The organism is Chlorobium sp., from assembly GCF_049593655.1.
In the GTDB taxonomy this organism is placed as follows: Bacteria; Bacteroidota; Chlorobiia; order Chlorobiales; family Chlorobiaceae; genus Chlorobium.
In genome coordinates this window covers 45,631-71,843 of sequence record NZ_JBAWHG010000031.1, presented here as the reverse complement: position 1 = coordinate 71,843, position 26,213 = coordinate 45,631, and the positions used below count along the sequence as shown (strand labels likewise).

Below are 26,213 nucleotides of genomic sequence, written 5' to 3'. Positions count from 1 at the left end.
CAGAATCAATTTTTTTCTGCCTACTGCCTACTGCCTACTGCCTACTGCCTACTGCCTACTGCCTACTGCCTACTGCCTCAGTAAATCCTTTCGTAGACGCCTTCCACTTCCCGAAGGATCGGCTCGTAGCTGCCCGACGTGCGTCCGAAGCAGATGCCGAGGGATTCGTAGAGGGCTACCTGATCGAGATCGACGTGACGCTGGGTGATCGCTTTCGACGACTCGATGTATTCGACCTTGCGTCCCTTGACTTTCGATACCGTGACGCCGCTTTTCCCGTCGAGCAGAAGCAGGATCGCCGCCGCTCCGGCTTCGAAGCCGAAATTGACGTCGTATGCCGACGAGTTGCCCGCACGGACGAGATGGCCCGGGTGAATTTCACGCACTTCGGGGATTTCGTAAACGCCTTCGACGAACATGCCGGTCTCTTTCATGAAGATGGGCATGGCCGGATCGGCTTTCATGCGTTTCTGGATCTCCTGGCAGGTGTATTTGCCCGCACCGGCGAGTTTTTTATGGCCGAAAGCGTCGATGCCTGCGGATTCATCGACAATTTCGGTTCCATCGGCGTTTTTCATGCCTTCGGCTACGACGATGGTGTAGGTGCCGCTGTGTACGTCGCTCTGACGAATCCTGCGGGTGAACCGTTTGGCGAGATGTTCGTAGACGACCTCCCAGTTGACCGGAATTTCCGGAATGAGAATACAGTCGGCTTCAGCCGCGATGCCGCTTCTGAAAGCGGTGTGGCCTGCGTAACGGCCGAACACCTCGGTGACCAGTACCCTGTTGTGGGTCTTTCCGGTGGTTTTGAGGTCGTGGACGAACTGGGCGATGCGGTTGATGGTGGAGTCTCCGCCTACGGAGTAGGTCTGCAGGTCGAGATCCATGGTTTTCGGCGCATGGATGCAGTGTACGCCCTGCTGGCTGAGGTCGACCATAACGCTTCCGGAGTCGTCGCCGCCGCTTATGATAAGACCGTCAAGGTTGAATTTTTTCATTCCTTCCTTGATGCGGTTGTATTTGTCGGGGTTGCGGATCGCCTTGATTTTGACCCTTGAATGACCGGCTTCGGAGCCTGCAAAGGTTGCATCGAACTGGTCGAGGCGATGTTTGTCGAGTCTGACGATATTCTCGCTGTCGACAAGGTTGTAGAGACCGGCATAGCCGTTCGGAATGACATACAGTTCAAGATCACGGGCTTCTGCCATCAGGGCTGCGCCTTTCAGGACGGCGTTCAGCCCTCCACAGTCCCCGCCGCTGGTTAGGATTCCTATTTTTTTCACAGTTCCTTTCTCCTTGATTGCTCGGGTTAGATTTTAACGGCCTAATTTTTATACATTTGAGGAGTATCTCCTGCCTATGGCAGTCAAGATAGATGTTTTGTATGATTTTTCATCACGGCAGTGGCATTTTACCTTGCCGTATTTGTTGATGTTACGATGATTACCGCCGCGGCATGACCTTTTTCGATCACCTGAAAATTGCCTGGGTTCACCTCAGGGAACGCAAGCGCCAGACCCTCTTGACGGCTCTTGGCGTAGCCGTGGGTTCGGCCATGCTGGTGACCACCATTTCGGTTGCCAACGGTTCATCCTCGAATGTTGTGGCCAAGGTGATCGATACGGCTCCTCATGTGCTGGTGAGCGCCGAAAGGATCGATCCGCTCGTGCCGGATAACCTTATAGGTACTATTCCCGGAACGGTCTCCATGGTCGACAAGAACGTAACCACCGAGGCCAAGGAGCTGATCAAGAACTATCCGGATGTGGTGGAGCGGATCAGCCGTGTTCCCGGTGTGGAGCGCATCTCTCCGTTCGTGATCACAAGGGTGATCGCCCGGAACAAGAGCCGCTTTACAGCCTGTGCCGCGCGAGGGGTGGTTCCCATTCTGGAGGCCGATATAGCCGGACTGAAGAAAAATCTTGTGGAAAAAAATGCACTCGAGGAGCTTGCCTGGACGCCGAACGGCATTCTTGTCGGCAATCTTCTGGCCAAAAAGCTCAATGCGGGGTACCGTGACCGGATTGTGCTGGTGACGAAAAACAGCGAACAGTATCCGGTAACGATTGTCGGCACGTTCAGCAGCGGGTTTAATGCAAAGGATGAGCGCGAGGCTTACGTGAACCTTTCTCTCGCCCAGAGAATGGAAGGGATAGCCGCAAATTCGGCAACCGGTATCGGCCTGAGAACCCGGGACGTCAACCGCGCCCGCGCGGTTGCGGCAACCGTCCAGCGTCTGACCGGCTACCGGAGCGAAAGCTGGGATGAAACCAACCGGAACGTCATCGAGTTCTACAACCGCAATGCGGCCATCACGCTGGTGCTTGTGGGTTTCGTATTTGTCGTGGCCGGGCTTGGCGTCTCTTCGGTGATGACTACCGTGGTGCTGCAGAAGGTCCGTGATATCGCCATACTGCGTTCAATGGGAGTGCAGCGGGGGAGCATTACCCTTATTTTCATGCTCGAAGGGCTGATCATGGGTATTTTCGGCGTCCTGATCGGCAGCCCGGCCGGACATGTGATCTGCCACTTCATTTCGCTTATCCGTTTCGAGGCGAGTACGGCAGGAGTGCTGCGCAGTGACCGCATCAACATTTTCGAAACCCCCGAAGCTCATCTTATGGTCATTTTCTTCGGCATTCTCATTGCCGTGCTCTCCTCAATAACACCGGCCCGCAAGGCCACCCGATACCCTCCGGTCAGCATCCTCAGAGGCCAGGTCGGCGTTTAGATTTCCCTGTGTCCGGCCGGGAGGCTTTCAGTGCTGGCGGATAATGCAGACGGCGTGAGCCGCAGCACCCTCTTCGCGTCCGATGTACCCGAGTTTTTCGTTGGTTGTCGCCTTTACCGATACCGCATTGATCTCCATGCCGAGGCAGCGGGCGATATTGCGGCGCATTTCGTCTATGTAAGGGGCGATTTTAGGCGCTTCGAGCAGCAGCATGGCGTCGATGTTGACGGCTTCGAATCCCTCTTTCTGCAGCAGCTTTCCTACGTGCCGGAGCAGAATCATGCTGTCGATGTCCTTGAACTCCTGGCTGGTGTTCGGGAAATGCAGGCCGATGTCGCCGAGTGCCGCGGCGCCGAGCAGGGCGTCACTGACGGCATGGAGCAGCACATCGGCATCGCTGTGGCCGTCAAGACCTTTTGTTGAGGGAATGTCTACGCCGCCGATGACCAGTTTGCGGCCTTCGGCGAAAGGGTGAACGTCTATTCCGATTCCAATGCGCATGGTGCTGTAATGGTTTAAAGGATGAAACTGCTCTGTTGGGCAATAAATATAAAGGAGCCGGGAGCAAGGAGCAAGGAGAGTGGTTCACTATTGTGCTTTTCTTGCCTTCCTCAGGCGCCCTGCCTTGCCGATTTGTCCTCCCGGCGATAAAGTCTTAGATTGTGGAATAACCACTTTTCCTCAATCTTACCGAGGGGGCAGGGGGAACCCCGGGGATGAGTTTTTCGCAGATGCAGCGATTTTTCTGGATATGTTCCGGAACTCCGGTTCATTTTATCGAGAAGTACTCCACCGAACACAGCAAATATCTCGGTATCGGGGCGACCATTGTGTTCACGGCTCTTTTTGCCGGCCTTTCGGGCGGCTATGCGCTCTACTTCGTTTTTGCCGGCAATCCCTACGCTCCTCTCTGGTCGGTTTTGTTCGGTCTGCTCTGGGGGCTCGCCATTTTCAATCTCGACCGCTATATCGTATCGAGCATCAGTAAAACCTCGAAAGGGCTCAGGCAGTTCTGGCAGGCTTCGCCGCGGCTTGTCTTTGCGGTGCTGATAGCTATTGTCATCGCCCGCCCGCTGGAGCTGAAGATTTTCGACAAGGAGATCCATGAGCGTCTCAAGGAGCGTTATCTTGGCGATCAGAAGGAACAGATCAGAAAGGTTCAGGCTTCGTTCAGTGAAAAGTATGCGCAGGAACTGTCGCAGATCAAACAGTACCAGACCGAGTACGACCTCCTGAGCGGCGATGTCAACAGGCTTCGCGAGGAGCTCAAGGAGGAGGTGTTCGGTTCGAAAACGGCAACGACGTCGGGTGTGCCCGGATACGGCACCTATGCGAAAAACAAGGAGCTGGTGGTTGATGCCAAACATCAGCGACTGGTGTTTCTTGCCGCGCAGCTTGCCGAACTCCAGACTTACATGAATACGCAGAAAGCCGCCGAGGGGATCAACCGCCAGATGATGCTTACCGACGAACTGCTCGAGCGAAAAGCCGTTCATGCCGGTTTTGCTGACAGGAACTGGGCTCTTGGCGCACTGACGCACGACAGTGGCGACATGAGCCGCTCATCGGCAGCTGCGGTTCAGTTCATCACGCTGCTTTTTATCGCGTTCGAGTGCGCTCCTCTTATCGTCAAACTGCTCTCCGATGCCGGTCCTTCGGATGTCGAAGGGAGCGAAACCGAAAAGCGCATCATTGCCCAGCTCACCAACACGGCGTTCCTGAACCGCAACCGGGTTGTCCGCCAGTACCGGCTCATGGGGGCCAAGCCGGGCAGACGGCATGCCCGCCGGTATATGGGGCAGAAAAGGTGAAGACTTTGGGAGGTGAGTGGTTTGTCGTGAGTAGTGAGCGGCGGGTAGCAAGATGTGAGTGCCTGGACGTGCATATAAGGCAATAAATCGTCAACAGCTCATAGCAAGGTGTTTTATGAAATGCCAGACGCTTGATGTATGGAAAATAAGTAGCCGGTTGAGTGCAGAAGTCTATAAAACCATCTCGCCCGCTAAGGATTTCGGGTTTCGTGACCAGATCTGCCGTTCGGGACTCTCCATACCAAGCAACATTGCTGAAGGAATGGAAAAAGAATCCATAAGAGAACGCATCAAATTTCTTGACATAGCCAAGGGATCAACCGCTGAATTCATAACACAGGTCTATATCGGCAGGGATATTGATTTCATTTCCCGCGAAATCAGCAATAACTGGATTCAGACTGCTGAACACATTCTCTGTATGCTCAATAAACTTCAGCAAACCCTGAAATCCCAGCTACCACCAAAAAACGACCAATCGCGTTAACTGATAACTCCCTGTTGCCGTTTTTTCCCTCGTACTGCCCACTGCCCACTGCCCACTGCCCACTGCTTACTGCTCACGGCCAACGGCATTTAAACAATCAGGCTTCCCACATAATCCCGGTATGCCGGGGCGCCGGGTGCGGAGAAATGGGCTTCAACGGCTTCGGCGACGCGCTGGCTGATGTCAGGGTAGACGAAGTTCATGGTGCCGATCTGTACGGCGCTTGCGCCCACCAGCAGGAACTCCATGGCGTCTTCGAAACTGCCGATACCGCCCATGCCGACCACCGGTATTTTCACGGCATTGTAGACCTCCCAGACCTTGGCGAGCGCCACGGGTTTTATGGCCGGGCCGGAGAGTCCTCCGGTGACGTTTTTAATGAGCGGTTTTCGGGTTCTGTAGTTCACGGCCATGCCGACAAGCGTGTTGATCAGCGATACCGAGTCTGCTCCGGCCTCCTCCGCAGCCAGTGCGATGGAGCTGATGGAGGTGACGTTCGGGGTCAGCTTGATCATGAGGTGTCGCCGGGTTGCCTTGCGGAGTTCCGAGACGATTTCAAAGGTGGCGTCGCGGCTTACGCCCATGATCATGCATTCGCCCTTGACGTTGGGGCATGACAGGTTGATTTCATAGCCGTCGAGACCCTCCACGCCATCGAGCCGGGAAACCACTTCCAGATAGTCGTCTATCGAACGGCCGGCAATGTTGACGACTGTCGCCGTGTCGAGCCCTCTGAGAAAGGGTGCTTTTTCGGAAATGAACCGATCCACTCCGACGTTTGCCAGCCCGATGGCGTTGACCATACCGGAGGCCGTTTCGGCAATGCGCTGCGGAGGATTGCCTGTTCGGGGCTCAAGAGAGATCGCCTTGGTGACGATCCCTCCGATTTTTCCGAGATTGCAGAGCCTGCTCAGCTCCTCACCGTAGGATACGGTGCCCGAGGCGAGCATGACCGGGGATTTGAGGTCAAGCCCGCGGCCGAGCGATACGGCTGCAGCGGGCCTGATGGTGTTCATGGCAGCGTCGTTACCCATGGTTCCGGTTCTCAGTCGCGGTTCAGGTAGTACTTTTCAGCATAGTCCCTGACCATGCGGTGCGTGTTGTATTCCGGTGCGATGGTCGCGATGGCGTTACGGATTTTCTTGAGCCATTTGACCGGCAGGTTGTTTTCATCGTGCTCGTAATAGGTCGGGATGATCTGGTTTTCAAGCACATCGTAGAGCTTTTCGGCGTCGAAACGGTCCTGTTCCTGATAGTCGTCGAACATCTCTCCGTTGCCGATCGACCATCCGTTCTCTCCGTTGTAGGCTTCTGGCCACCAGCCGTCGAGCACGCTGAAGTTCAGGCCGCCGTGCAGTACGGTTTTTTCGCCGGATGTGCCGCTTGCTTCCATCGGACGCACCGGATTGTTCAGCCATACGTCCACGCCCGAAACCATCCGTTTGGCTACGCCGAGGTTGTAGTTTTCAAGGAAGATCACTTTTCCCGAAAACTGGGGTCTGCGGGAGTGTTCGACAATCTGGCGGATGTAATCCTTGCCTGCATCATCGTGCGGATGCGCCTTGCCGGCAAAAACGATCTGCACCGGCATGGTGGGATGGTTGATGATCCGGTTGAGGCGTTCAAGATCCCTGAACACCAGCGGAGCGCGCTTGTAGGTGGCGAACCTGCGGGCGAACCCTATGGTGAGCACGTCGGGAGAGAGCGTGTTTTTGGCCAGCCTGGATGAATCGTATTCGGGATACATCGAGTGCGTGTGCTGGTGGAAGAGCTGGTTGGCCAGGTACCGGTAGATAAAGTCGATCAGATTGCGTTTGAGGCGGTAACGGAGGCACCAGAGCGCTTCGTCGCTTACGTTTGCAAGTACGGCTTCGGCAGCTTCACGCGATGCGGTGAGGGTGTCGAGGCTGTCGGTGAATTTGCACCAGAAGCGTTCGGTCGCTCCGCTGGCCCAGCTTTGCGAGTGGATGCCGTTGGTGATATGGCCGATGGGCACCAGATCGGGCGAATTGACTTCAAAGAGGTTCTGCCACATCTGCCGGGATACTTCTCCGTGCAGCTTCGAAACTCCGTTTGCCGCTCTCGAGAAGTTCAGGGCAAGCACGGTCATGGTGAAGAGCCCGTAGATGTTGCTGCGGTCTTCGGAACCGAGCAGCATCAGGTCGTCGAAATCGATGGCGGACTGCCGGAGGTAACGGTCGAAGGTGTAGTGCATCATGTCACGCGAGAAACGGTCGTGACCTGCGGGCACCGGCGTGTGCGTGGTGAATACGCAGCGGTTCTTGACGGTTTTCTTCGCCTCTTCCATCGGTACGCCTGCGGCGAGTTCCCTTGCAAGCAGTTCGAGGGTGAGGAATGCCGAGTGGCCTTCGTTCATGTGGTAGACCGCAGGGGTGATGCCGAGCGCATCGAGCAGCTTGACACCGCCGATGCCGAGCACGATCTCCTGGTTGATGCGCATGTTCTGGTCGCCGCCGTAGACTCGGCAGCAGATGTCGCGGTAGTGCGATTCGTTGGCCGGGATGTTGGTGTCGAGCAGGTAGAGGGTTGCCCTTCCGACCTTGAGGCTCCATGCCTGCGCGAAGACCTCTCCCTGTGCGATGCTGACCGAAATGATGAGATCCTTGCCGTCTGGTCCGGTGACTTTTTCGATAGGCAGGCTTTCGGGGTATTGCAGCGGGTAGTCTTCAAGCTGCCATCCGTCGTGGTTGAGGTACTGGCGGAAGTAGCCCTCCTTGTAGAAGAGGGTGATGCCGACAAAGTTGATGCCAAGATCGCTTGCGGATTTGATATGGTCTCCGGCAAGCACGCCGAGGCCGCCCGAATAGATTCTGACGCTTTCGTGGATGCCGAATTCGGCGCAGAAATAAGCTACCGGATTCTTGACGAGTTCAGGAACATTTGCCGCCGCCCATGTGGCGGGTTCCTTCATGTAGGCTCTGAAACGTTCGGCTACCCGTTCGATTTTTTCGCCCAGTTCGCACTGGCAGCGCGACTGGAGTTCGTCATTGGATATATGCCGAAGCAGTTCAACAGGATTGTGATTGACCCTCTCCCAGAGAATGGGGGAGAGTTCCTTGAAAATTTCTTTGGCTTCAGTGTCCCATGACCACCAGAGATTTCTTGTTAGTTCTTTACAGGACGATACGGTTTTGCGCATAGGTTTGCGGGAATAGTTAACATGCACTTGCAGAAGCTTATCAAAGAAAGAGTGTATCTTATCACTCTCGGCTGCAGAAGCTGCATTGAAAAATTATGGCTTAATTTACTCTTTTAGTCTGTAAAACCGCAATTCGCTGCAAGTGATTCACAATACGGTAACTTTGGCGCATATTTCCGACACGCATCTCGGGGGCCGAAATGACCGCAAAGGCCTGGCCGGACTTGACAGGATGCTGCACCATTTCAATCTGAGAGGGATCGATCATCTCGTCATTACGGGAGACCTGTGCGATCCCGGATCTCCGGCCGGATGGTCCGTCATGCGGGAGAAACTCGCCGAGCACGGCTTTTTCTCCTGGGAGCGGACGACGCTGATTCCCGGAAATCACGATCTGATAAATATCGAGGAGGAGATGCGGATCTACAACGCGCTGAACCCTTTTCCCGGAAACCGCCGGCGAGCCCTGCAGGAGCGACTTGCAGCGTTCTGCAGCCTCTTCGGTGAACTGATGGCGGGAGGCGAGGGTGTGCCGGCCGGGTTCCCTTTTATAAAGGTGATGAAGTTTCCCGCACTCTCTCTGGGTTTTGCCGCAGTCAATTCCGTCTGGCCCTGGCACCGGTCGGACAATCCTCTCGGGGCGAGAGGGTTTATCGAGACTTCGGAACTCCGGGCGCTTTCCCGTCCAGATGTAACCGATGCATTGCAGGAAAGTTTTGTCGTCGGACTTTGCCACCATGCACTCAGGGTATACGGTACGCTTTCGCCGATCGACCAGGCTTTCGACTGGACCATGGAGCTGATCAACCGCAGTGAATATATCGCCGCGATGAAGGCTCTTCGGACAAGAGTGATACTGCACGGCCATTTTCACCGTTTTCAGACCTACGCGCTGGAGGGGATGCAGATCGTTAACGGAGGGAGCTTCCGTTATGCCCCCGACCGCTACAGCGAGATGGTTATCGGCGCCGACGGAAGCTGCGCGCAACAGTTTCTGAGTCTGCCGTGAACCGGAAATCAGTGGTGTTCACCATAAAAAAAGCTGCCGGAAAAGGCAGCTTTTTTTATGGTTACACTACAGGGTTATCGCTTTTCCTTGTGGCAAAAGCCGTTCAGCCCTGACCGCGGCGGGCAAGCTGGCGGTCCATCATGATGAGCGCATGGCCTTTTTCACCGGCTATTTTCAGGGTTTCGAGAATTTCCGATGCAGCAGCCTCTTCCTCTACCTGTTCCTCGATAAACCAGTGCAGCATGACCTGTGCAGCATAGTCCTTCTCTTCCAGCGCGACTTCGTAGAGCTTGTTGATGAGCGAGGTTATTTTTCTCTCATGGCCGAGTACCTCTTCGAACAGTCCGGCGGGAGACTTGAATTCGGTTTTCGGCTGTTCGATAGCCTGCAGCTGAATGCGTCCGCCCCGTTCGCTCACGAATTTGTAGAGTTTCATGGCGTGTCCCATCTCCTCCTTCGTCTGAAGTTTGAGCCAGCTTGCGAAACCGGGAAGGTTTTCGGACTCGGCATATGCGGCCATCGACAGATAGAGGTAGGATGACGCGAATTCGTGGTTGATCTGTTCGTTAAATGCCTTCTCAAGTTTTTTACTGAGCATGCAGTCTCTCCGTTTTATCGTTATAATTATTATGTAAAATATTAAATAATATGCAGTTGTAAGAATCAACGCAGGCCTGTGCCTGACAGTTCCCCGGTTTCCTTTTTTTATCCGTCGATACCGTTTTCCCTCATGTAGGCCTTGATTCTTTCGGCATGGTCCCGATCTTCCTGATTGAGCTGTTTGAAAATCTCGACCGACGGCGAATGCGAGGGTGTGTCGAGAAAATTCTGGAAATGCGATTCTCCCGCGGCCAGTTCGAGTTCGAGCGCCGTTGAAAAAGCTTCCTTGCGCGATGGAGTCGTTTTCGTGTACTGCTCGATCAGGCCCGCAATCCTCGAGTTGGCTTGGATGAGGGCTTCCAGATCGCCGGCCAGCAGGTTTTCAGGGAAAAACTCGAGAGGCTGCGGCTGTTTTTTCTCCTGCTGGAGCAGCGCGGCGTGTCCCCGTTCCTCCATGGCAAGCTGCCACCAGAAATCCTCGTCCTCGGGAAACAGGTCGTTGAGCACTGTGTAGAGTTTGGCAAGATTGAGTTCGAGCTTTATGGATTCGTCGAGATGCTCCGAGATCATGTTGGTCATAGCCGGGTCTGTTTGGTTTGTGATTCAGCTGAAAGGCAATATACGATCTTGCGGATTAAGTGTTGAGCCCTGCGATGCCCTGCGGCGCGGGGATTGTTCAGGAAATTTTCGGGAAGGGTTATGAGGGTAAGGATTGTTCGCCTGATTTGATGTATTTTTCCGCAAGAGCGTGAATGTGTGCGTCGTCGATCAACCCGTAAAGCCCAGGAACCATGAGGGTGACTCTTCTACATTTTTTTGCGATTCCGGTTCTCATGTTCGTCCTTTCCGGCAGGGCGTGCAACGGTTCCGGACCGCACGACCCCTCCTCCTTTTCCGGAACCCCGGTAAAGGCGGCGGCTGCGGTCACAGGATATGAGATGAAGCGTTTTGAAAAGGTATACAGCGACGCGAAAACTCCCGGTGAGCGCGATACCTGGTGCAAGGGGGAGTATCCGGTGTTTTCTGGCGGAGCGGCGGCAAGCTCGATCAACCGGATGGTGGCGGCCTGGATTGCCGACAGTACGGCTCTTTCTCCGGGCGAGGGGTATTCCGGGCCGAGAACGCCAGAGGCACTTGCCGGGCATTTCCTGAAAGTTTACGATAAGGACAGACAGGAGACGGGTATGGGTATGCCCTACCAGTTCGAGCTCAGCGGCGCGGTGCTGCTGAACGGCACAAAGCTTCTGACGATGCAGCTTTCTTCCTACGCCTATACCGGGGGAGCGCACGGCATGCATATGACAACCTGTTTTGTTTTCGATGCGGCAACCGGCAGACGCCTCGTTATCGATGATGTGTTCGTGCCCGGATTCAAGGACCGTCTCAATGCCCTGATCGAAGCCCGCTTCAGGGAGGAGAGAGGGCTTTCTGCGTCGGACAGGCTCGATGGAGAGAAGGGCGGATTGTTTGAAAACCGGATTGCCTTCACCACCAATTTCGCCATGACGCCCAGCGGGGTGGTTTTTCTGTACAATCCTTACGAAATCGCTTCTTATGCCGCCGGTCAAACTGAAATCGAGCTGCATTACGGGGAACTGAAAGGGTTGCTGAAGCCGGAGTATCTCGATGTTCACCGGGATCAGGTCCCCTGACCGGGGCTCTCAGGAGGAGTTATGGTTCTTTTGCCGGGTATCGGGTGTGTTTGACGCGTATTTCCGTTCTTTTCTGCCCGATTGTTTGATTAAGCGAATTCTTTTTCCGTAAATTCGGTTTTGTTACCGTACTGGTGAGTGAATACAAGCTCCGTTTTTTTGCGGGTGTTTCAGGACTCTTCTGCTTTTTCAGTTACGGGGCCTATTTTTTCAAGAAGCTTTTTTGTTCATGGCAACTTCTCAAGAAGGCGCTGATTTACCTCATTTATCCGGCAGCCCTGGTTTCAAAGCCCTTGCTTCGCTTTCTCTTGTAGCTCTCGGTGTGGTGTTCGGCGATATCGGCACCAGTCCTCTCTATGCTATCCGGGAGTGTTTTCATGGTGAATACGGTATTGCTGTCTCTCACGATAATGTGCTTGGAGTGCTTTCGCTGCTTTTCTGGGCGCTGATTCTTATCGTTTCGCTGAAGTATCTGACCTTTATCATGAAGGCCGATAACGAGGGTGAGGGCGGCATTCTGGCGCTGACGGCACTCATTATCGGACACAGCCGAAAGAACAGGCATGAGCGGTGGTTTCTTGTCGCCATAGGACTGTTCGGCGCGTCTCTGCTCTACGGCGACGGCATGATCACCCCGGCGATTTCCGTGCTCAGTGCGGTCGAAGGGCTGCAGATTATAGCTCCTGCGTTCAAGGATCTGGTCATCCCGGTAACGGTAGTGATTCTCACCGGCCTGTTTTTTTTCCAGCATCACGGCACGGCCAAGGTAGGGGCATTTTTCGGACCGGTCATCATGGTCTGGTTTGCGGTCATTGCGGTTCTCGGTTTGATCGAGATTGTCCGCTACCCCGAAATTCTCCAGGCGGTTTTTCCCTGGTACGGCTTCCGGTTTCTTCTGGGAAACCATATGCAGGGCTTTCTGGTTCTCGGTGCGGTGTTTCTTTCCGTAACCGGCGCCGAGGCGCTCTATGCCGATATGGGCCATTTCGGAAAAACTCCTATCCGTCTTACGTGGGCTTTATTCGTACTGCCATCGCTGCTGCTCAACTATTTCGGGCAGGGCGCCCTTTTGCTCGCTTCGCCTCAGGAATCGCATCATCCCTTTTATGCGCTTGTTCCCTCCTGGGGCCTTATTCCCATGGTGATTCTTTCGACGACGGCCACGATTATCGCTTCCCAGGCACTTATTACCGGGGTGTTTTCCCTGACCCAGCAGGCGATCCAGCTGGGATATTTCCCCCGCCTCACCATCCGCCACACCTCTGCCGGTCATTACGGGCAGATTTACGTTCCGGCGGCCAACTGGGGACTGATGGTCTCAACCATCAGTCTGGTTATCGGATTCGGTTCTTCAAGCAGGCTTGCCGCGGCATACGGCGTTGCCGTGACGGCGACCATGCTTATTTCCACGGTGCTTTTCTACTATGTGGCCCGTGATATCTGGAAATGGAACAAGATGGCTATCGACGTGATGATCGCTTTCTTTTTCATCATCGATCTGTCGTTTTTCGGCGCAAGTGCAAGCAAGCTGCTGCATGGAGCATGGTTTCCCCTGGTCATCGGCCTTTTCATTTTTACCCTGCTCTATACCTGGAAGCAGGGACGCAGCCTGCTCATGAAACAGCTCAAGGACCGTACCCTGACCGTCGACGAGTTCATACAGAGCCTTGCCCTGCAGCAGCCGCAGCGGGTGAGCGGCCAGGCGGTCTATCTTACGGCGAATCCTGATGTGATTCCGGTCGCGCTGCTGCACAATATGCGCCATAACAAGATTCTGCATTCGGAGGTCGCCCTGTTTCATTTCAGCACCGAAAGGGTGCCGAGGGTTCCCAACAGCCGCAAGGTCGAGGTGGTCAAATGCGGGGACGGGATATACAAGGTCGTGGCCCGTTACGGGTTCATGGAGTCGCCAAGCATCCAGCAGGTGTTTTCGCTTGCCCATCACAAAGGGTTTCATTTCCGCCTCGAGGCGACGAGCTTTTTCCTCAGCCGAGAGAAAATCGTCACGGGTCTTAAATCGAAAATGAGCGTGTGGCGAAAGAAGCTTTATGCCCTGATGATGCGCAACGCCATCAGTGCGACAGGTTATTATGATCTTCCTTCGGGTCAGGTGATTGAAATCGGTATGCAGGTCCAAATCTGATCGCTTATGGACTTTTCGGTATTTCATGATCTGGTTCGCCAGATAATCGATAATCCGGTTCCCTCGCTTCTGATCGTGCTGAACCTGATTCTGATCGAGAGTCTGCTCTCGGTCGATAACGCAGCCGTGCTGGCAACCATGGTTATGGATCTGCCGCAGAAGCAGCGTTCGGCGGCACTGCGTTACGGTATTCTCGGAGCCTATCTGTTCAGGGGCGTCTGTTTGCTGTTTGCTGCGGTACTGGTCAAGATATGGTGGCTCAAACCCTTCGGCGGCATCTACCTGCTCTATCTGGTTGTCTCGTGGTGGAAGGGGCGCAAGACCTCCAGCGGGCAGGACGACTATTTCGACAAGCAGGATAACTGGTTTTACCGGGTGACCGTCGGGTCTCTGGGTGCATTCTGGTCCACGATCATGCTTATCGAGCTGATGGATCTGGCTTTTTCCATCGACAATGTATTTGCCGCGGTAGCCTTCAGCGACAACATTCTGCTGATATGGCTGGGTGTGTTTATCGGTATTCTCGCCATGCGTTTCGTTGCCCAGGGGTTCGTTCTCCTGATGGAGCAGTATCCGTTTCTGGAGACCTGCGCTTTCATCGTGCTGGGTATTCTCGGCGTGAAGCTTTCACTGTCGGTGTTCGAACATTATTACCCCGAGGCTCACCTGAGCCGGTTTCTCGGCGGTCACGAGGCCGATGCGCTGACTTCGGCCGTGACGGTGGCCGTATTTTTCATTCCTGTCCTGACCAGCCAGCTTTTTAACGTGCCTGCACGCATGCAGCCGAAAGAGCAGGATGCCGATTATTGAAGAGCTTTCCTCTTTTTCTCACCGATGAACGATTTTCGAAGGGTATTTATCGGTATGCCGGCCTCCGCCGCACTGCAGGGGGAGGTTCAGCGCTACAGCCTTGATTTTCCCGACACTGCGGTTCGCTGGATCGCTCCGCAATATCTGCATGTTACTCTTGTGCCTCCATGGCGGTGTCTGGATATCGCTCCGGTTTGCCGGAGGATTTCCGCCGCCGCATCGGCGTATTCCCCTTTTACCCTCGATTTCCAGACGGTCTCTCCCGGTCCCGACAAACTTCATCCGCGTCTTTTCTGGGCTGCGGGCAGGGCTTCCGATCTTCTTTTTCAGCTTCATGGCGAACTTGCCGATCATTTTGTTCCGGAAAAGGCAGAAATGCTCCCTTTTTTTCTGCATATGACCATTGCGCGTCTTTCGACTGCCGCACGGTCACGGGCTGAAACATCTCCGGATGTTTACCGGAAAACGCGCACGGTTGCATGGAAAGGCATGTTCGACCGGATACGACTCTGCGAGTCGGAGCTGAAGCCTTCCGGTGCACGCTACCGTGTTTTGTGCGACGCCAGTTTCTGCGGCAGGAAACCGTCGTGATTTTCTATGGCTGCAATCGGTGCGGGAATCTATTATTGCCGGCTGTCGTTCTCTTTGTCAGGTAGCAACAAAAACATTTCGGATGAAGCCTTTCGCGCTGGCACGGCGGATAGCGTGCATGCTTGTGCTTCTGCTGCTCCTCCTTCCCGGAGCTTTGTCAGGGAAAGAGCGGCTGGCAGGCACTCCTCCTCCGGGCAGCACTGAACGGCGGGAGATTCTCGATGCGCTGCGGAAAGAAATTTTCCGCCTGCACCGGCTCGATGTGGTTTTTGTGGTCGGTTTTCTGAAGGCGCAGGACGGCTGGGCATGGGCGGAAACACTGCCGCAGTCACCGGACGGACGCAGCCGCTATGAGGGCGTTTCGGCTTTGCTGAGGAAATCAGGCGGACGCTGGCGTATTGCGGAACTTGCCTGTTCGGAGCCGGACAATCCCGAATGCCTCGACAGTCCTGACTATTTCCGGAAACTCAACATGCGCTTTCCCGCATTGCCGGTCTCCGTGCTGCCTCCCGGCTCCGCTACAGGAGGTACAGGGAAATAATATTCGTAATTGACAGGATAAATTCGTATCTATAAATTCGCATTTGACCGCGTGGTGAAGATGCTAAGAAAGATCAGGTGTCCATATTTCTGCTTTTCTACAGATCGTTACTGTCTACCTGTTTGCAAGGATTTTTTTCCTGACGGGCAAAACTCTCCTTCAGATTATTCCTTTCCCGCATGGCTGCCACTCCAGTGAATGCTGTTTAAGCATTGTTAATAATTTTATTACAGGAAAAGGACAGTATGATTGAAGAAAATGGATCCGTTTTGAAATTCAGCAGTCTGGAGCTGGCTGAACCGCTGCTCAGGGCGCTTGAAGAGGTCGGCTACGAGAAGCCTACTCCCATCCAGGCGCAGACCATCCCACTGCTTCTCGAGGGCCGCGATGTTCTCGGGCAGGCACAGACCGGTACCGGAAAAACCGCCGCCTTTGCGCTTCCGGTGCTCTCCAATATCGTGCTTTCGAAAGCGGAGCCCCAGGCTCTGGTGCTGACTCCGACCAGGGAACTTGCCATTCAGGTTGCCGAGGCTTTTCACCGGTATGCCGAGTATCTCAAAGGGTTTCATGTGGTGCCGATCTACGGCGGCCAGGATTACGGAACGCAGCTGCGCATGCTCAAAAGGGGAGTGCATGTGGTTGTCGGTACGCCCGGACGGGTGATGGACCATATGCGGCGAGGTTCGCTCTCGCTTGACGCTCTGCAGTGCCTGGTGCTCGATGAGGCCGACGAGATGCTGCGTATGGGTTTTATCGACGATGTCGAATGGATTCTCGATCAGACTCCCGAAAGCCGTCAGGTGGCTCTTTTTTCGGCTACCATGCCGGCGCCGATCCGCCGTATCGCCCAGAAACATCTCAAGAGCCCCGCAGAAGTAATCATCCAGAATAAAACGACCACCGTCGAGACCATCCGCCAGCGCTACTGGATTGTCGGAGGGAGCCACAAGCTCGATGTGCTGACCCGTATTCTTGAATTCGAACCGTTCGACGGGATACTCATTTTCGTTCGCACCAAAACCATGACGCTCGAACTTGCTGAAAAGCTGCAGGCCAGGGGCTATGCGGCTTCGGCGCTGAACGGCGATATGGCTCAGAACCAGAGGGAGCGCACGGTTGATCAGCTCAAGGACGGCACGCTGAGCATTGTCATTGCCACCGACGTTGCGGCAAGGGGACTCGATGTCGATCGCATCAGCCATGTGATCAATTACGATATTCCCTCCGATACGGAGTCTTACGTGCACAGGATAGGACGGACCGGTCGTGCGGGAAGAAGCGGCGAAGCGATTCTGTTTGTTTCTCCGAGAGAAAAAAACATGCTCTACGCTATCGAGAAGGCTACCCGGAAACGGATCGAGCTGATGGAGCTTCCTTCGACGGAAATCATCAACGACAAGCGCATAGCCAAGTTCAAACAGCGCATTACCGATACCATCGCTGCCGAAGATCTGGAGTTCTACACCCGCCTGATCGAACAGTACTGCCGGGAGCACGACATTTCAGAGCTCGAGGCCGCCGCCGCTCTCGCTTCGATGTTTCAGGGCGAAACTCCTCTCCTGCTCTCATCCAAGCCTGAACGGGCTTCTCGCCCGGAGGGTCACGACCGTCAGGAAAGAGACCGGGGTCCTCTGAGAAAGCAGAAGAAAGACGGATACAGCGCCGACGAGGGACGTGAGTGCTATCGTCTGGAGGTCGGAAGCGAGCATGGTGTGAAAGCCGGCAATATTCTCGGCGCCATCATCAACGAGATCGGCCTCGATCCCGAATCGATCGGAAGAATTTCCATAAACGATTCGTTCAGTACCGTCGAGCTTCCCGAAGGAATGCCGAACGACGTTTTTCATGAACTGCGAAAGGTTCGGGTGTGCGGACGTCAGCTCCGCCCGACGAAAATGGAGGAGCGGGCCAAACCGTCATACGGTACAGGCAGAAAGCCGAAGCCGAAATCGGACTTTCGCAGTGAACCGTCCTATTTCACCGGGCACAAGAAGAAGCGCAAGTAACGTTATTTCTCCGGAACTTCCCTAAGCGGGGTTCGGAAAAGTCAGGACGAAAAGACCTGCAGAAAACAAGTTTCTGCAGGTCTTTTTTTTAAGGTCCGAAAACTTCTGGTCTCTCACATGTTCAGCGCTCTTTTATCGATGGCCAGAGCGGCTTCCCGAACAGCCTCGGAGAGGCTCGGATGCGGATGACAGGTTCTGGCAATGTCTTCGGATGCAGCCCTGAATTCCATGGCCAGAGAGGCTTCGGCAATAAGATCGGATGCATTGGCTCCGATAATGTGCACGCCGAGGATTTCATCGGTTTTCGCATCGGCAAGCATTTTAACGAACCCTTCGGCGTCTCCCAGGCCGAGAGCCCTGCCGTTGGCGGCAAACGGGAACTGTCCGCTCTTGTATTCACGTCCCTCGGCACGGAGCTGCTGCTCGGTTTTTCCAACCCAGGCGATTTCCGGAGTCGTGTAAATTACCCACGGCATGGTGTTGTAGTCGAGGTGCGGCTTCTGGCCGGCAAGCAGTTCGGCGACCATCACCCCTTCGTCTTCAGCCTTGTGGGCCAGCATGGGCCCCCTCACCACGTCGCCAATGGCATAAATGCCGGGCGCCGCTGTCGCACAGTGCTCGTTGACGGGAATAAAGCCCCGTTCGTCGGTCTGAAGCCCCACTGCCTCGAGATTGAGCTGATCGGTATTCGGCACCCGGCCTACCGACACAATCAGTTTGTCGCATTCAAGCATGTGTTCTGCGCCCTGATCGTCGGTATAGGCGATTTCCACGCCGCTTTCAAGCTGTTTTGCCTGGCCGATCCTGACGCCGAGCTTGATGTGCAGACCCTGCTTCAAAAAAAGTTTCGCCGCCTCTCTCGATATGTTCTCGTCGGCCGCGCCAAGGAACGACGGCATGACTTCAAGCACCGTGACCTCTGCGCCGAGCCTTCGCCATACCGATCCCACTTCAAGACCGATCACACCCGCACCGATCACGCCGAGCTTTTTCGGGGCTTCGGTGAATTTCAGTGCGCCTTCGTTGTCGCAGATTGTCACGTTGTCCACCCTTACATTGGGAATATGACGGGCTTTGGAGCCGGTTGCGACAATCACTTTCCGGGCGATGATCTCCTCGTCGCCCTCCTTGCCTCTTATCGTGACCCGGAATCCCTCTTCGGTTCTTCCTGCAAATGAAGCGCGGCCCTTGAGGAGGGTGATTTTGTTCTTTCGGAAGAGGAACTGGATGCCGCTGGTCATTTTGGTTACGATATCCTCTTTGCGTTTCTGCATCCGGCCGATGTCGATGCTTGCCTCGCTGAAGGTGATGCCATGGTCGGCAAGGTTGTGCGATACCTTTTCAAAGGCTTCGGAAGAGGCAACGAGCGCCTTCAGGGGAATACAGCCGGCATTGAGGCATGTGCCGCCAAGCCGTGGCTCGCCGGACGGATCGTCATAAGCGCTGAACTCGCAGCATGCGACCGAAAACCCGAGCTGAGCCGAGCGGATTGCCGCTATGTAGCCGCCGGGACCCGCGCCGATAACAAGAATGTCGAATAACTTGCTCATAAGTGTATTTGTTTCTTAAAGATCGAGTAACAGACGCGCAGGGTCTTCCAGCGCGTCCTTCATTGCAACAAGGCCGAGAACGGCATCGCGGCCGTCGATGATGCGGTGGTCGTAGGAGAGCGCCAGATAGTTCATCGGACGGATCACGATCTGCCCGTTTTCGACAACGGGCCGCTCTTTGGTGGCATGGACGCCCAGAATTGCCGACTGCGGCGGATTGATGATGGGTGTTGAAAGCATCGAGCCGAACACGCCGCCGTTGGAAATGGAGAAGGTGCCTCCGCTGAGTTCCTCAAGCGAGAGGTTGCCCAGTTTTGCCTTTGTCGAGTAGTCTGCGATTTTGCGTTCAATGTCGGCAATGCTCATCTGGTCGGCATTGCGCAGAATGGGAACGACGAGACCTCTCGGTGAATTGACGGCTATGCCGATGTCGAAATAGCCGTGATAAATGATATCTTTGCCGTCTACCGACGCGTTCAGTACCGGATACTTGCGAAGTGCCTGCACCGCGGCCTTGACGAAGAAAGACATGAAACCGAGCTTGACGCCGTGTTCCTTTTCGAAGGATTCCCTGTAGCGGCTCCGCAACTCGATAACCGCCTGCATGTTGACTTCATTGAAGGTTGTGAGAATGGCGTTGGTCGCCTGGGACTGCAGCAGTCTTTCGGCGATGCGTGCCCTGAGACGGGTCATCGGCACCCGCTGCTCGGGTCTGTCGGTCACCTGGGGGGATTCCCGGTGGGCCTCTACGGGTCCATGTTTCTGCACCGGCTTCGCTGCCGGTTCGGCCGGTTCGGTTCCTCCGGCAATCGCTGCCAGCACGTCGCCCTTGGTGATTCTTCCCTCTTTTCCCGTTCCCTTGACCTGTTCGGGTCTCAGACCGGTTTCAGCCATGAGCCTGGAAGCGGAAGGCATGGTCAGGGGTTCTTTTGCCTGGGGCTCCTCCGGCTGCTTGTTTTGGGGGTCTCCGGCGTTTTTTTCCTCCTTCATGGCTTCCGGGACTTCCGCCGAGGGCTTGCCTTCGCTGTCGATTCTTGCCAGAACCTGTCCCGGTACGATCGTTCCGCCGTCCCCTACAAGAATCTCGAAAAGAATTCCGGAGGAAGGCGACGGTACATCAAATACCACCTTGTCGGTTTCGACTTCAAACAGGATTTCATCTTCAGCAACGGCATCGCCAGGTTGTTTTTTCCAGTTCAGCAGCGTTGCTTCGGCAACGGATTCGGACAACTGGGATATGGTGACGTCAATGATTGCCATTTGAGCATATTATTTGTTGAAAAAAACGCTGAATTCGCCGTAAGCCTCGTCAAGCAGGGCTTGCTGCTGAAGCGCATGCATGGCGGCATAGCCGCATGCGGTTGATGCCGATGCCAGACGGCCGGCATAGCCGAACTGCTGGCCGGGAGTCATGGTTTTCATGATATAGTGCTGGAGGAAACGCCAGTACCCCTGATTTTTCGGCTCATCCTGGCACCAGACGATATCCTTCAGCAGCGGATATCTCCGGAGCTCGGCAGCAAACGCTTCGAGGGGGAAGGGGTAGAGCTGTTCGATACGGATAATGGCGACCGTCTCGGAGGTGTTTTCACTTCGGCGGTTAAGGAGGTCATAGTATACCTTGCCGGAGCAGGCCAGTATCCGGGTGACTTTTTTCGGGTCGGCCGACGTGTCGCTGATGATGTTCCGGAACACCCCGTCCGAAAGCTCATCGAGCCGGGATACCGCCTCCTTTTTGCGCAGCAGGGACTTCGGTGTCAGAATCACCAGCGGCTTGCGGACCATTGTTGTCATCTGGCGTCGCAGCAGGTGGAAAATCTGGGCGGGAGTGGACGGCTGACAGACCTGAATGTTGTTTTCGGCGCACAGCTGCAGAAACCTTTCAGGCCGTGCCGAAGAGTGTTCCGGGCCCTGACCTTCGTAGCCGTGCGGCAGCATGAGGGTAAGGCCTGAAGCAAGTCCCCATTTCACCTCTCCGGAGGTGATGAACTGGTCGATAAGCACCTGTGCTCCGTTTGCGAAGTCCCCGAACTGGGCCTCCCAGATCACCAGCGTATCGGGAGCCGATATGGAGTAGCCGTATTCAAAACCGAGCACGGCCTCTTCGGAAAGCACCGAGTCGATGACCGTGAACGGCGCCTGGCTGCCGGTGACGTTCTGCAGCGGAATGTAAATGCCGGAGTCCCATTTTTCACGGTTCTGGTCGTGCAGCACCGCATGGCGGTGCGAGAAGGTGCCCCGGCCGCTGTCCTGTCCGGTAATGCGTACCGGAAAACCGCCTGCAACGAGGGACGCGAACGCCAGATGTTCTCCCATTCCCCAGTCGAGAGGCAGTTCACCCCGTCCCATACGGGCCCGGTCGTTCACCACCTTTTCAACCAGCGGATGCAGTTTGAAGTTTTCGGGGATTCTGGTGATTCTTTCCGCAAGCCGCTGCAGTTCGGCAAGCGGGACGCCGGTTTCCGACGCCTCATGGCTTCCCGAGACAGGTTCGGCCGTAAAGATGGTTTTATTGACGAGCACGGGATTGGCGCTGTAGCGGCCTTCATCGAGATCCTTGCGGAACTGTTTGCTGATCGCATCGGCATCTCCAGCCTTGATGATGCCCTGGGAGACGAGCCTTTCGGCGTAGAGTTTGCGTGTGCCTGGATGTTTGTCGATGTTCTTGTACATCAGCGGCTGGGTCATGGCCGGGGTGTCCTGTTCGTTATGGCCCAGTTTTCTGAAACAGATGATATCGATCACGACATCGCGCTTGAACGCCTGCCGGTAATCGAGAGCCATCTGCGCCGCCAGAACGACGGCTTCCGGGTCGTCGCCGTTGACATGCAGCACCGGGGCCTCGATCATCTTGACGACATCGGTGCAGTACGTTGTCGAGCGGCTGTCGCGGGGATCGGAGGTGGTGAAGCCGATCTGGTTGTTGATGACGATATGCACGGTTCCTCCCGTACCGTAACCCCTTGTCAGCGCAAGGTTGAGCGTTTCCATCACCACGCCCTGTCCGGCAAATGCAGCATCCCCGTGGATCAGTACCGGCAGCACCTGCGAGCCGTCCCTGTCTTCACGCCGGACCTGCCGTGCTTTTACGGCGCCTTCGACGACCGGGTTGACGATTTCAAGGTGCGACGGATTGAAGGCAAGGGAGAGATTGACCGGTCCGCCCGGCGTTACGATATCGCTGGTGAACCCCTGGTGGTACTTTACATCACCGGACGGGAGTTCGCCGGCATGCTTGCCCTCGAATTCCGCAAACAGATCGGGAGGATTCTTTCCCATGATGTTGACCAGAACGTTCAGTCTTCCACGGTGCGCCATCCCGATAACGATTTCCTGCACTCCCGAGCGGCCGGCGCGCTGGATCAGCTCGTCCATTGCTGGAATGAGGCTGTCTCCCCCTTCGAGGGAGAATCGTTTCTGGCCGATAAAGCGGGTATGCAGGTACCGTTCGAACCCCTCGGCGGCCGTCAGGCGTTCGAGGATATGTTTTTTTCTGTCGGGGCTGAAATCGGGCTTCGCCCGGATGGTCTCGAATTTTGCCTGCCACCACCGTTTTTCGGTCTGGTCGGTTATGTACATGAACTCTATGCCGAGGGTGCCGCAGTAGGTTTCCCTCAGGTTCTTGAGCAGTTCGCGAAGCGGCAGGGTTTCGCTGCCGAAATAGGTATTGCTTGTATTGAAAACAATATCCATGTCGGTATCCGAAAAGCCGTAAAACGAGGGTTCGAGATCGGGCAGTGCGGGTCGTTCCTGGCGTTTCAGCGGATCGAGGTCCGCCCGGCGTGAGCCGATGTTGCGGTAAGCGGCAATGAGTTTCTGAACCGATACCCGTTTGCGTCCGAGTCCGGCGTCCGGACTTGCGACAATCCTGCAGATAGGACCCAGCCTTGCCCGTTCGGCAAATGATGCCTGAATGGGGGAGTGGGCCGTATCCCGCGAGTCGCTGCCGTCAGAGGCCGGAACGTTCTGCATCGCGTCGAAGTAGGTACGCCAGTTTTCCGGAACCGAACCCGGATTGTCGAGATAGGTTTCGTAAAGTTCTTCGATATAAGGGGCATTGCCTCCGAAAAGATAGGAGCTGCTGTTATCCTGCTGTATCATGATGTGAACTGCCTTGCTGTAATAGGGTTGCAGGGGTGATTATCGGTGTGTCTGACGGTTTGTTGCCGTTCTTTTTGATTGCTGAAGATGCATGGCGGAATAAAAACGAACTACGAAATATATCCAAGGAGTTTCTATTGTGGAAGTTTCCGTGAAAAGAAAGCTAACAATCGTTAATAAAAGTTGCTGCATAAAAATGAAAACCGGGCGATTTGCCTCCCGTTTCGGGGGGTCGAACGCATGAGTTATATTGTTTTTGTACCTTGTCAGTTACGTTTTTCCGGACGGTGATGGTGAGATTCCGGATACTCCGCTGAAATCCGAAAATGCTGTTTTCCAGGTTTTCCATGATAAAAATAGAGGCGCTGAAATTTTACCCGGGGGCTTATGCCGGACTATCGGGAAAAACCGCTCTGGCCACCCTTCAGTGCGTCGGGCGGACTGACTGTTCAGGTTCTGTTGACGGTCATGTTTGTGACGAGGTTGTGCGACTGCTCGAAAAAGAGCCGTTTTTACGTATGTGGGAGCAGGATCTGCCCGGTTTCCTCCTTGTAGAGCCCTGCTGCGATTCTCCGGCCGGTCGCTGGCTGGCCGCACTGACGGTTGCTTTTCAGCGCTGGGCCAGAGACCCCGTGGGTGAGGGTCGGGTGGTTTCTTCGTCGGGTCTTTCCATCGAACTCGCCCTGCCCTGGGAGCGCGAGGCGGTGCTCAGGAGCGCGCTGCAGTTCGCGATCAGGTATTTGCATTTCTGGTTGCAGCCCCATAGGGAGCCCTCCCCGAAAGAGAGCCCGGAAAAAGAATTCAGCGAGTGGCTGCAGAAAGTTCATGGCGGCGGATTGTCACCCAACACCCTTCGCTTCGCCATGGCGGCCAGGCTGCGCGGCATTCCTTCTGCGGTTTCGTCGGCAACCGATACGCTGCGTATCGGCTGGGGCTCCAGCGCACTGCACATGGATGGCAGTTTCACGGGAAATACGGGGGTTCTTGCCTCACGCATCGCGCGCAACAAAATGCAGACCGGTAATCTTCTCCGGCTGGCCGGAGTGCCTGTACCTCCGTCCATTCTGGTTCATGGCGTGGAGCAGGCGTTGACGGCCGCCCTGCGTCTTGGCTGGCCGGTTGTCGTAAAGCCTCCGGATCTTGATTTCGGTCAGGGCGTCGTGCCGGATATCCGCGATAAGATAACGCTGCAGCGGGCGTTCGAGTCTGCATTGAAGCTCAGTCGAAGAGGTGTCATCGTCGAGAAGCATGTTGCCGGTCAGGACCACCGGATGCTGGTTGTGGGCGGAGAACTGCTGGCTGCGGCCATGCGTATTCCTCCGGGAGTTACCGGAGACGGCAGAAATACGGTTGCCGCCCTTGTCGACAGGGAAAATGCCGATTTCCGCAGGAGCAGGGGGAAGCGAAGCCTGCTGATTGCGCTCTCTCTGGACAACGACGCCCGGCGCTGTCTTCAGGATCAGGGCCTGGTTCCCGAAAGCGTGCCTGAAGCCGGTCGTTTTGTCTTTTTGGGGCGTACGGCAAATGTCAGTACCGGAGGCAGTGCCGTCGATGTCACCTCCAGGGTGCATCCCGATAACCGTCGGCTTGCCGAGCGGGCTGTTCGTCTGGTAGGTCTGGATATCGCAGGGGTTGATTTTCTCTGTCCGGATATTTCCCGCTCGTGGCGCCAGGCCGGAGGCTGGATCATAGAAGTCAATGCCCAGCCCGGTTTTCGTCCTCACTGGATCGGCGATCCCGGCCGGGATATCAACGGTGAAATTATAGACAGGATGTTCCGGTCCCTGTCGGCGAGGATCCCTACGGCAGCGATCTCCGGGACCAACGGCAAGAGCACGACAGCCTTGATGCTGCACCATATCTGGACGACATTCGGAAAGGTTTCCGGAGTCTGTACCACCAACGGGGTCTGGGTAGGCTCCGACATGGTTTCCGAGAGGAATCTTTCCGGTTATCCGGGAGGACGGATTCTGCTCGAGGATCCAGCTGTGGAGACGGCGGTTTTCGAGATGCCGCGCAAAGGCCTCATTCTTTTCGGTCACCCCTGCGACCGCTATGATGTAGCCGCGCTGCTGAACGTCCAGAACGACCATATCGGCGTGGACGGCATAGGCAGCCTGGAAGAGATGGCCCGTCTCAAGGCCGAAGTACTCGAACGTGCCGCTCACGCTGTCGTGGTCAATGCCGAAGACTCTTTATGCCTGGCGATGCTTGCCTATGCAGGTGCGCCCCGTCATGTTCTGGTCTCCCGCGATGCCACAGCGTTTGATTTTCAGCAGCATCTCGGATCGGGAGGACCGGGAGTGTTCTGCCGCATTCATGAGGGGACTTCCTGGATCGTGCTGGCAGAAGGGATGACGCATTTCCTGTTGATGCCGCTGCAGGAGATTCCGGCAACCATGAACGGGCTTCTGCAGTTCAATGAAATCAACGCACTCTTTGCCGCTGCGCTTGCCTGGGCGCAGGGCATTCCCCCCGGCGTCATCCGGAAGTCGCTCGCAACGTTTGCGAATACAGCGGAACAGAATCCCGGCAGGTACAATTTCATTGAGGGTTTTCCCTTTCGGGTGTTGCTGGACTACGCCCACAATCCCGAGGGTATTCGGGAATTATGCGGGGTGGCCGGCAAACTCGATGTTGCGGGCAAACGCCGCCTGCTCAACCAAAAATTAGGATGCCGGCACCGTTCGCATCTGGCTGCGAGCGCTTTTGATCTTGCCCGTACCTTCGATGATTTCGTGCTGGGCACGGCGCCGATCTATGTCGATAAAAACCCTGAATGGGCAGGAGACGGCGATCCGCAGGAGCGCATGATCACCTGCAGCCGCCAGTGCCTCCTTGAACATGGGGTTGCGCCGGATTTCATCGTCACCGAGCGCGACCAGGCCAATGCCATCAGAACGATCATGAAGCGGGCGGAACCCGGCGATCTGGTCGTTCTGCTTGCCGAGCCATGGGTTGCGCTTCAGGTCTTGCAGGAGCTGCGCGATGGTTGAGGATCGGCATGTTTTTGGCTTTCCG

General features: G+C 55.5%; 20 protein-coding genes. 11 read left to right on the top strand and 9 right to left on the bottom strand.

Annotated features, from left to right (window positions below; all coding sequences use genetic code 11):
• Window positions 1-77: 77 nt before the first annotated feature.
• Entirely contained in the window at window positions 78-1,283 is a 1,206-nt protein-coding gene (locus WBP50_RS04960) for a 6-phosphofructokinase (RefSeq protein ID WP_423932112.1), read from the bottom strand.
• Window positions 1,284-1,456: 173 nt separating this feature from the next.
• On the opposite strand from WBP50_RS04960, the gene WBP50_RS04955 reads away from it, so the two are divergent.
• Window positions 1,457-2,731, top strand: coding sequence for an ABC transporter permease (locus tag WBP50_RS04955; protein ID WP_423932110.1), 1,275 nt, complete (start codon window positions 1,457-1,459; stop codon window positions 2,729-2,731).
• Between the two features lie 27 nt (window positions 2,732-2,758).
• Here the strand turns inward: WBP50_RS04955 and ispF are convergent, their stop codons facing one another.
• A complete protein-coding gene (gene ispF, locus WBP50_RS04950; RefSeq protein ID WP_423932108.1) occupies window positions 2,759-3,232 on the bottom strand; it encodes a 2-C-methyl-D-erythritol 2,4-cyclodiphosphate synthase in 474 nt (157 codons plus the stop codon).
• Between the two features lie 215 nt (window positions 3,233-3,447).
• Here ispF and WBP50_RS04945 point away from each other — a divergent pair, with 215 nt between their 5' ends.
• Both WBP50_RS04945 and WBP50_RS04940 read left to right on the top strand, forming a co-directional pair.
• A complete protein-coding gene (locus tag WBP50_RS04945) occupies window positions 3,448-4,542 on the top strand; it encodes a DUF4407 domain-containing protein (protein WP_423932107.1) in 1,095 nt (364 codons plus the stop codon).
• A gap of 115 nt (window positions 4,543-4,657) precedes the next feature.
• Window positions 4,658-5,029, top strand: coding sequence for a four helix bundle protein (locus WBP50_RS04940; RefSeq protein WP_423932105.1), 372 nt, complete (start codon window positions 4,658-4,660; stop codon window positions 5,027-5,029).
• 89 nt (window positions 5,030-5,118) lie between these two features.
• Here WBP50_RS04940 and WBP50_RS04935 read toward each other — a convergent pair whose 3' ends face one another.
• Entirely contained in the window at window positions 5,119-6,063 is a 945-nt protein-coding gene (locus tag WBP50_RS04935) for a dihydroorotate dehydrogenase (protein WP_423932103.1), read from the bottom strand.
• 11 nt (window positions 6,064-6,074) lie between these two features.
• Window positions 6,075-8,189, bottom strand: a complete 2,115-nt coding sequence (gene glgP / locus WBP50_RS04930) for an alpha-glucan family phosphorylase (protein ID WP_423932101.1) — start codon at window positions 8,187-8,189, stop codon at window positions 6,075-6,077.
• A 163-nt stretch (window positions 8,190-8,352) separates the two neighbouring features.
• On the opposite strand from glgP, the gene WBP50_RS04925 reads away from it, so the two are divergent.
• A complete protein-coding gene (locus WBP50_RS04925) occupies window positions 8,353-9,198 on the top strand; it encodes a metallophosphoesterase family protein (protein ID WP_423932100.1) in 846 nt (281 codons plus the stop codon).
• Between the two features lie 103 nt (window positions 9,199-9,301).
• On the opposite strand, the gene WBP50_RS04920 is transcribed toward WBP50_RS04925, so the two are convergent.
• The gene (locus WBP50_RS04920) at window positions 9,302-9,796 is read right to left on the bottom strand and encodes a ferritin (RefSeq protein ID WP_423932098.1); all 495 of its coding nucleotides are present in this window, start codon (window positions 9,794-9,796) and stop codon (window positions 9,302-9,304) included.
• 107 nt (window positions 9,797-9,903) lie between these two features.
• Complete coding sequence (locus WBP50_RS04915) at window positions 9,904-10,377, bottom strand: rubrerythrin family protein (RefSeq protein WP_423932097.1); 474 nt, start codon at window positions 10,375-10,377, stop codon at window positions 9,904-9,906.
• A gap of 254 nt (window positions 10,378-10,631) precedes the next feature.
• Between WBP50_RS04915 and WBP50_RS04910 the strand changes: the two genes are divergently transcribed.
• The 6 genes from WBP50_RS04910 (at window position 10,632) to WBP50_RS04885 (ending at window position 17,541) form a co-directional block, all read left to right on the top strand.
• Window positions 10,632-11,450 carry a DUF3298 and DUF4163 domain-containing protein gene (locus tag WBP50_RS04910; protein ID WP_423932095.1) on the top strand — a complete coding sequence of 273 codons (819 nt, stop codon included), beginning with the start codon at window positions 10,632-10,634 and terminating at the stop codon, window positions 11,448-11,450.
• Between the two features lie 229 nt (window positions 11,451-11,679).
• Window positions 11,680-13,593, top strand: a complete 1,914-nt coding sequence (locus tag WBP50_RS04905; protein WP_423932094.1) for a potassium transporter Kup — start codon at window positions 11,680-11,682, stop codon at window positions 13,591-13,593.
• A 6-nt stretch (window positions 13,594-13,599) separates the two neighbouring features.
• Window positions 13,600-14,403 (top strand): TerC family protein, encoded by an 804-nt coding sequence (locus WBP50_RS04900; RefSeq protein WP_423932092.1) that lies wholly within the window; start codon window positions 13,600-13,602, stop codon window positions 14,401-14,403.
• Between the two features lie 24 nt (window positions 14,404-14,427).
• Window positions 14,428-14,994, top strand: coding sequence for a 2'-5' RNA ligase family protein (locus WBP50_RS04895; protein WP_423932090.1), 567 nt, complete (start codon window positions 14,428-14,430; stop codon window positions 14,992-14,994).
• An 82-nt stretch (window positions 14,995-15,076) separates the two neighbouring features.
• Complete coding sequence (locus tag WBP50_RS04890) at window positions 15,077-15,535, top strand: hypothetical protein (RefSeq protein WP_423932089.1); 459 nt, start codon at window positions 15,077-15,079, stop codon at window positions 15,533-15,535.
• Between the two features lie 245 nt (window positions 15,536-15,780).
• Window positions 15,781-17,541 carry a DEAD/DEAH box helicase gene (locus tag WBP50_RS04885; protein WP_423932088.1) on the top strand — a complete coding sequence of 587 codons (1,761 nt, stop codon included), beginning with the start codon at window positions 15,781-15,783 and terminating at the stop codon, window positions 17,539-17,541.
• A gap of 113 nt (window positions 17,542-17,654) precedes the next feature.
• Here the strand turns inward: WBP50_RS04885 and lpdA are convergent, their stop codons facing one another.
• Genes lpdA through WBP50_RS04870 form a run of 3 tightly spaced genes read right to left on the bottom strand, consistent with a single transcriptional unit; the run spans window position 17,655 to window position 23,192 of the window.
• Window positions 17,655-19,091: a dihydrolipoyl dehydrogenase gene (gene lpdA / locus WBP50_RS04880; protein ID WP_423932087.1), complete on the bottom strand. Its 1,437-nt coding sequence runs from the start codon at window positions 19,089-19,091 to the stop codon at window positions 17,655-17,657.
• 15 nt (window positions 19,092-19,106) lie between these two features.
• On the bottom strand, window positions 19,107-20,351 hold the full coding sequence (gene odhB, locus WBP50_RS04875; protein WP_423932085.1) for a 2-oxoglutarate dehydrogenase complex dihydrolipoyllysine-residue succinyltransferase: 1,245 nt from the start codon (window positions 20,349-20,351) through the stop codon (window positions 19,107-19,109).
• Between the two features lie 9 nt (window positions 20,352-20,360).
• On the bottom strand, window positions 20,361-23,192 hold the full coding sequence (locus WBP50_RS04870; RefSeq protein WP_423932083.1) for a 2-oxoglutarate dehydrogenase E1 component: 2,832 nt from the start codon (window positions 23,190-23,192) through the stop codon (window positions 20,361-20,363).
• 347 nt (window positions 23,193-23,539) lie between these two features.
• Here WBP50_RS04870 and WBP50_RS04865 point away from each other — a divergent pair, with 347 nt between their 5' ends.
• On the top strand, window positions 23,540-26,188 hold the full coding sequence (locus tag WBP50_RS04865; protein ID WP_423932082.1) for a Mur ligase family protein: 2,649 nt from the start codon (window positions 23,540-23,542) through the stop codon (window positions 26,186-26,188).
• The last annotated feature ends 25 nt before the right edge of the window (window positions 26,189-26,213 follow it).

Excerpts from the sequence above, each read along its gene's own strand:
- WBP50_RS04935 (WP_423932103.1), bottom strand. The coding sequence starts at position 6,063 with ATGGGTAACGACGCTGCCATGAACACCATCAGGCCCGCTGCAGCCGTA.
- WBP50_RS04895 (WP_423932090.1), top strand. The coding sequence starts at position 14,428 with ATGAACGATTTTCGAAGGGTATTTATCGGTATGCCGGCCTCCGCCGCA.
- ispF (WP_423932108.1), bottom strand. The coding sequence starts at position 3,232 with ATGCGCATTGGAATCGGAATAGACGTTCACCCTTTCGCCGAAGGCCGC.
- glgP (WP_423932101.1), bottom strand. The coding sequence starts at position 8,189 with ATGCGCAAAACCGTATCGTCCTGTAAAGAACTAACAAGAAATCTCTGG.
- WBP50_RS04910 (WP_423932095.1), top strand. The coding sequence starts at position 10,632 with ATGTTCGTCCTTTCCGGCAGGGCGTGCAACGGTTCCGGACCGCACGAC.
- odhB (WP_423932085.1), bottom strand. The coding sequence starts at position 20,351 with ATGGCAATCATTGACGTCACCATATCCCAGTTGTCCGAATCCGTTGCC.
- lpdA (WP_423932087.1), bottom strand. The coding sequence starts at position 19,091 with ATGAGCAAGTTATTCGACATTCTTGTTATCGGCGCGGGTCCCGGCGGC.
- WBP50_RS04905 (WP_423932094.1), top strand. The coding sequence starts at position 11,680 with ATGGCAACTTCTCAAGAAGGCGCTGATTTACCTCATTTATCCGGCAGC.
- WBP50_RS04920 (WP_423932098.1), bottom strand. The coding sequence starts at position 9,796 with ATGCTCAGTAAAAAACTTGAGAAGGCATTTAACGAACAGATCAACCAC.
- WBP50_RS04890 (WP_423932089.1), top strand. The coding sequence starts at position 15,077 with ATGAAGCCTTTCGCGCTGGCACGGCGGATAGCGTGCATGCTTGTGCTT.
- WBP50_RS04945 (WP_423932107.1), top strand. The coding sequence starts at position 3,448 with ATGAGTTTTTCGCAGATGCAGCGATTTTTCTGGATATGTTCCGGAACT.
- WBP50_RS04885 (WP_423932088.1), top strand. The coding sequence starts at position 15,781 with ATGATTGAAGAAAATGGATCCGTTTTGAAATTCAGCAGTCTGGAGCTG.
- WBP50_RS04865 (WP_423932082.1), top strand. The coding sequence starts at position 23,540 with ATGATAAAAATAGAGGCGCTGAAATTTTACCCGGGGGCTTATGCCGGA.
- WBP50_RS04955 (WP_423932110.1), top strand. The coding sequence starts at position 1,457 with ATGACCTTTTTCGATCACCTGAAAATTGCCTGGGTTCACCTCAGGGAA.
- WBP50_RS04940 (WP_423932105.1), top strand. The coding sequence starts at position 4,658 with ATGAAATGCCAGACGCTTGATGTATGGAAAATAAGTAGCCGGTTGAGT.
- WBP50_RS04870 (WP_423932083.1), bottom strand. The coding sequence starts at position 23,192 with ATGATACAGCAGGATAACAGCAGCTCCTATCTTTTCGGAGGCAATGCC.
- WBP50_RS04915 (WP_423932097.1), bottom strand. The coding sequence starts at position 10,377 with ATGACCAACATGATCTCGGAGCATCTCGACGAATCCATAAAGCTCGAA.
- WBP50_RS04900 (WP_423932092.1), top strand. The coding sequence starts at position 13,600 with ATGGACTTTTCGGTATTTCATGATCTGGTTCGCCAGATAATCGATAAT.